Source organism: Streptomyces calidiresistens (assembly GCF_014141525.1).
In the GTDB taxonomy this organism is placed as follows: domain Bacteria; phylum Actinomycetota; class Actinomycetes; order Streptomycetales; family Streptomycetaceae; genus Streptomyces; species Streptomyces calidiresistens.
The window spans coordinates 1-5,359 of record NZ_VKHS01000363.1 but is presented as its reverse complement, the minus strand read 5'-3'; the positions used below and the strand labels follow the sequence as shown (position 1 = coordinate 5,359).

Here is a 5,359-nt window from a genome sequence, read left to right as displayed (position 1 = left end):
GACGACCCCCCGCCGGGCCCGGACGCGGCGGCTCCACCCGGGCCGCGCGCCCCTCCGCCGGCGGCCCCCGGCACCGGCGACGCCGCGCGGGAGCCGGCCCCGTTCTCCTCGTCCTCGCCGTGGTGGTCGCCCTCACCACCGGGTGGCCGCTGCTGTCCGCCGCCGTGAGCGTCACCACGCCCCTCGACGAGGGCACCGGTCTCCGCCTGGAGGCGCCGCGCGGGGCCGACGCCCGCCTCACCGTGCACGGCACCGGTTGGGAACTGCACCGCCCCGCCGTCCTCCCCGGCGCCGGCTGGTCCCTGAGCCGGGGCGACGTCCGGTTCGAGGCCCGGCCGGTGGTACCCGTCGAGGACACCCCGCGCGCCCCGGCGGAGCTCCCCGCGGCCCTGTGGAACGGCCTGGACCGGCTCGTGCGGATCGCCGACCCCGACGCGCGACTGGGGGAGCCGACCGACACCGAAACCCTCGGCGGGCTGCCCGCTCTGACCGGCCCCCTGGAACGGGAGGGCTGTACGGGTGCCGCCTGGGTGATCCCCGCCCCGGACGCCGTCAACGCCGTGCAGATCACCGCGACCGACTGCGGAACGGGCGACGGCGACGCGCCCGCGGACCTCCCGCCGGAGGTCGAACGCACCGCCCTGAGCACCGGTTTCCCCGGGCTTCGCACCGACGGCCGGCCTCCGCTTCCCCTCGCGCCGCCCCCGTACGCCGCGCCCCGCGCCCCACCGGCGGGCGCCCCGGGGGACGGCGGCCCCGTCCGCGCCGACCGACCGGCGCCGCCCGCCCCCGCGGGGGCGGCGTGACCTCCCGCCGGGTCCCCCTGCGGGAACGTCCCGTCCCGCCGGCCCAGCGCCCGGCCGGCAGCCGACTCGCCCGCCTGGTGCTGTTCCTCGGTTGCCTGGTCGGCCTCGCGATCCTCGTGCACACCTTCCTGCCGGTGGTCCGGGTCCTCCCCCGGGCCGCCGAGCTCGCGACGGTGCTCCTGGTGCCCGCCCTGTTTCTCGGTTTCGCCCTGCTGCGCCGGATCACCCCCGTCGTCGCCCCCGCCCTCACCCCGTGCCTGGCGGCGACCGCCTGGGGCGCGACGGCCGCCACCGGCTGCGCCATCCTCGCCAACACCGGACTGATCGGCGTCTGGACACGGGCCATCGGCCCCACCGACACCGACCGGTGGGGCGCGGCCCTGACCGCGCCGCTCAACGAGGAACTGCTCAAGGTCGCCGGGGTGGCGCTGGTCGCCCTGGCCGCGCCCCGTCACGTGCGCGGCCCGATCGACGGCTTCGTCATGGGCGGCCTGGTCGGCCTCGGCTTCCAGATGACCGAGAACTGGATTTACGCCGTCAACTCCGTGATCGTCGCCGGCGGCACCGCGCAGGCCGTGCCCGTGGCGGAGACCGTGGCGGTCCGGGTCGGGGTCACCGGGTTCGGCTCGCACTGGGCGATGACCGCCGTCGCCGGCACCGGTGTGGGCCTGCTGGCCGCCCGGACGGGCACCTCCCTGCTCCGCCGCCTGCCGGGCGCCGCGCTGTGCCTCCTGGCCGCCATGGCGCTGCACGCCTTCTTCGACGCCCCCGTCCCGGCCGACCTGCCGGCTCTCGCCGCGAACCTCCTGCACGCCGGCACGGTGTTCCTCGCGGCGCTCCTCCTCTACCTCGTGCTGCGGAGCCGCTACCGGGCCCGGCTGCGGGCCTGCGCGCGCCGCACCGGGCTGTCGGAGGACCTGCTGACCCGCCGCTCCCGCCGCCGCGCGCTGCGGCCGATCGCGCGCGGCATCCAGCGCGAGCGGGTGGCCTCCGAGCAGCGCACCGACCTCCTGCGCCTGACCGGCTGCGCCCACGGCCCCCGCATCCGCTGACCCCGGGCCCGGCGGCTCCGGCGCGAGCACGACCCGTCGATGCCGCTCGCACCCGGAAGGGGAGTGACGAGGTGCCCGTCCGCCCCGAGGTCGGGGACCTGATCGAGTCGGGAACGCTTCCCTCCGAGGAGGCCGACGAGGAGGAGATCCGGAACGCACAGGGTCTGTTGGAGCGCGTCACCCCGCCGGTGTCCGACGAGGAGGCCGTGCGCCTCGCCGCGCTCTTCGGCCCCGACGGGTGTTACGGGCTCGCGTGGGCCCTCCCGCACCTGGTGGAGAGCGCCCCCGGGGCCGCGTCCGCGACCTACCCGAACCCCGGGGGCAACGAGTGGGTGGACCTGTTGAACGCCCGCGTCCGGGCGGGCCGGGAGCGTGCCGGGGGCAAGGACGGGAGCTCGTCCTCCTCCGGCCGCCTCCGGCCGATGAACCCCGCCGGGTGCTCCCCGCCCGCGCACCGAACGACGCACCGAACGGCGCGGAGGACGGCACGGCCGCCCGGGGGTGCTCAGCCGCTCCCCGTCAGGGGTGCGTGGTGCCACATGAAGGGCCTGCTCCACACGTACGCGCCGCCGCAGAAGACGTAGCCGGAGAGGAGTGCCCAGTACCCGGCGAGCGCGAGTCCCGCATCACCGGCCGGGATCAACCCCTCCACCATCGCGGCCAGGAGGGCGAGCGTCGCGGCCGAGCCGCCGACCAACCACCACGCCTCCGGACGCTCGCGCCCCTTCCGCCGGAGCACCCTCACCGTGACGATCACCCCGACCAGGACGACCACCGGCAACGGCGCGGAGACCATGGCCAGTGGGAAAGTCCACCGCAGCGCGGTGGCCGTCCCGCCATCCCACACCCATGACCACAGGAGGGTGGTCACCAGGGCGAGCAACCACGCCACCGGCGCGGTGGCCAACAGGAGCAGCACCATCCCGCCTCGCGTCACCCCCGGCGCCCCGGTCCCGTGCCCCGACGGGCTGCCGCCGTTTCTCCCGTTCATCGCCTCCCCCTTTCCGGGGCCGGTGTCGTCACCGACCTCCGTGTCATCGACGATCACAGGCGGAAAAAGAGCCACGCCGCCGTCGGAATACCGACGGCCACGAGGGGCGCGGCCCACCATCCGCCGTACGGGAGGCCCGTCGCCGCCCGGTGCACGCCGGTGAGCAGGCGGGCGTTGACCGTAGCCGCCACCGCGCAGAAGACCAACCAGAGGGGTTCGAAGAGCAGGGGCGGGGACTCGACCCGGAAGTCGTGCCCGAACGCCAAGTAATAGAGGTGGGCGAGACCGGTCGGCCGGGCGAGCACCACGACCGGTTGGGTCCACGGCGCGCACAGCAGAACGACGAGGAAGCGGGGCACTCATCCCGACTCACCGAACACGCCGAAGGCGTCCGGTGATGCCCACGGCACGAGGACCGCCACCACCGCGAGGTACACCCGTGCGGCCGGCACCTCCACCGCTCCGGACACCACCCGGCGCACCGGGTCCCGCACCCCGCTCACGCGCTTCCGCACGTCCCGGACACACCCCGCCCCGATCGCCACGACGGCCCCTCCCCCGGCCCGGACACCGGGCCGGTCCGCAGCGTATCGACGCGCCTCCGCCCGGAGCCCGGCGGGGAGGTGGACGGCGCTTCCCTTCCCAACCTCGGCACCGGGCCCCCGACCCCGTGCTCATCAGAGGTCGAAGATCCCCTCCCTGACACACCATTCGGCGAAACCCCCCACTTGGAAGGGAAGACGATAATCGCCCCTGATCAGGTCGTCCGCCAGTGCGGAGACCAGGGGCACCGTCAGGAGCCCCGCCCGAATCGCGTCGCACAACAACCCGAGAGTGCGGCGTACCCTGACGGGCCGCCCCCGGGTGGCTTCCACGGCCACCCGGTCATCGACCACCGCCACGGCGCCCGGCAGATTCTCGGCGAGGGCGAGCACCCCGCACTCACCGATGTTGCGCCCATCCGAACCCACCAGCCGCCGTTCGTAGTGGACGAACGACTCCCACTGCGGGGGCGTGTCGATCGGAACGGTTTCGATCCAGTCGGCATCGAGGACGCAGCGCAGGGTGTGGTACTTCTCCGACCCCTCGCGCAACTCCTTCTCGACGACATCGGGAATCACCACGCGGTGTTCCTTCAATACGCTCTTGAGAACTCCCAACCATTGGGCGTGCGCGAAATGGCTCAGGGGTCCGGTGTCCAACACATACGCGAGGCGGGCATCGGTCACGAGATGACTTCCCACATCTCCGCTTCCGGAGCGGGCGGGAGGTCGGGGAGGGAGTCCCGGTCGAAGCTGCCGAGAAGCAGGTCGAGAGCGCGGTCGGAGGTGATCACCTCACGGCGATAGAGCTTCAACACCGCCTGCTCGTAGGCACGCGGCAACGCCACCGGGGCCAGTTCGTCCCTGACCACGAGGTTCTTCTCCACGATGTCGGCCCGCTTGGTGCGCACCCGACGGATGGCGTCCGCCCGGGACCCATCGATCAGGTCGAGTTCGAGGAGTCTGCGGGCCAGGGTCGCCATGTCCACCCCGTAGTGGCCGGCCGCATGCACAGCGGCGTCCCGCATCGTCTCCCCGGGACGGTCCACCCACTCCACCCAGCGCGCCCGGAGGTCGTCGGCCGGCAGCAGGAGCGCCCGGGCGAAGCGATCCAGCGCGGCCTCGATCCCTTGGTCGTCCTCCGATGTCGCGACCCGCCAATCCACCGAGAACTGATCGGCGACGAGGTAATGCCCCAACTCGTGTGCGACGGCGAGGCGGCGACGGCCGACCCGCCAATGTCCGTTGACCAGCGCCACACCGCCGTGTCGCAACAGCACCGTCCCGGCGTCGGCACCGTCCCCGAGGTCGAGGGAGAACACCAACAACCCCACGCCGGCGACCAGTCGCGACAGTTCGCGCGCCGGCTGCCGCGGCTGCAGGCCGAGCAGGCGGCGACCGACGGCGGCCAACTCCTCCGCCTCCGTCATCGTGGTCGGGCGGGGGAGGGGGTTCGGCTGTCCCGCCACCAGTTCGGGGCAGTGGGAGGTGACGAACTCGGCGTCCCGCACCAGGGCATCGAGCGCCCTGTCGATGACCTGTGCGGCCACGCCGGGCCGGGCTCCCCGGTAGGAGGTGAGCGCGGGCGGGGCCTCGGCGACGAACCATTCCATGCGCCGCTTGAGCTCGCGGGCGATTGCGAGGAGCTCCACGGCCGTCACCCGCCGAGTGCCCGACTCGATCTTCGCCAGCGCCGTGCGGTCCATCCCTATCGCGGCGGCCAGCTGTGCCTGGGTGAGGCCGTGTTCCGTTCTGGCCTCGGCGACACGCACCCCAATCTCCATGTGTGCGAAGTTAGCACAACGGGCGACCATCGTCACACGGAGGATCCATTTGGTGACGGAAAGGCTTCCACCGGGGAAGACCGGGGCAGCGGGCCTCCTCCTCCGTCCGACGACTGGTCGGCGTCGCCGCCTGACGCGTCACCCCGCTCGCGCGCTTCCGCAACTCCCGGACACACCCCGCCCC

General features: G+C 73.9%; 8 protein-coding genes. 3 read left to right on the top strand and 5 right to left on the bottom strand.

All coding sequences use genetic code 11. From position 1 onward, the window contains the following. The 3 genes from FOE67_RS30065 to FOE67_RS15485 all read left to right on the top strand — a co-directional run. The coding region (locus FOE67_RS30065) for a hypothetical protein (RefSeq protein ID WP_182664666.1) at positions 1–806 on the top strand (806 nt) is incomplete at its 5' end. Continuing rightward, positions 803–1,858 (top strand): PrsW family glutamic-type intramembrane protease, encoded by a 1,056-nt coding sequence (locus FOE67_RS15490; RefSeq protein ID WP_182664664.1) that lies wholly within the window; start codon positions 803–805, stop codon positions 1,856–1,858. The genes FOE67_RS30065 and FOE67_RS15490, both read left to right, overlap by 4 nt. Positions 1,859–1,929: 71 nt before the next feature. Next, complete coding sequence (locus FOE67_RS15485; protein WP_182664661.1) at positions 1,930–2,442, top strand: hypothetical protein; 513 nt, start codon at positions 1,930–1,932, stop codon at positions 2,440–2,442. Here FOE67_RS15485 and FOE67_RS15480 read toward each other — a convergent pair. The 5 genes from FOE67_RS15480 to FOE67_RS15460 form a co-directional block, all read right to left on the bottom strand. Next, positions 2,364–2,849, bottom strand: a complete 486-nt coding sequence (locus FOE67_RS15480) for a hypothetical protein (RefSeq protein ID WP_182664659.1) — start codon at positions 2,847–2,849, stop codon at positions 2,364–2,366. The two genes, FOE67_RS15485 and FOE67_RS15480, sit on opposite strands and share 79 nt — an antisense overlap. Positions 2,850–2,902: 53 nt before the next feature. Further along, positions 2,903–3,208 carry a hypothetical protein gene (locus FOE67_RS15475; protein ID WP_182664657.1) on the bottom strand — a complete coding sequence of 102 codons (306 nt, stop codon included), beginning with the start codon at positions 3,206–3,208 and terminating at the stop codon, positions 2,903–2,905. Further along, on the bottom strand, positions 3,209–3,364 hold the full coding sequence (locus FOE67_RS15470; RefSeq protein ID WP_182664654.1) for a hypothetical protein: 156 nt from the start codon (positions 3,362–3,364) through the stop codon (positions 3,209–3,211). 162 nt (positions 3,365–3,526) lie between these two features. Continuing rightward, on the bottom strand, positions 3,527–4,054 hold the full coding sequence (locus FOE67_RS15465; RefSeq protein ID WP_498370702.1) for a PIN domain-containing protein: 528 nt from the start codon (positions 4,052–4,054) through the stop codon (positions 3,527–3,529). Between the two features lie 20 nt (positions 4,055–4,074). Beyond that, entirely contained in the window at positions 4,075–5,175 is a 1,101-nt protein-coding gene (locus FOE67_RS15460; RefSeq protein WP_182664651.1) for a helix-turn-helix domain-containing protein, read from the bottom strand. Positions 5,176–5,359 lie beyond the last annotated feature (184 nt).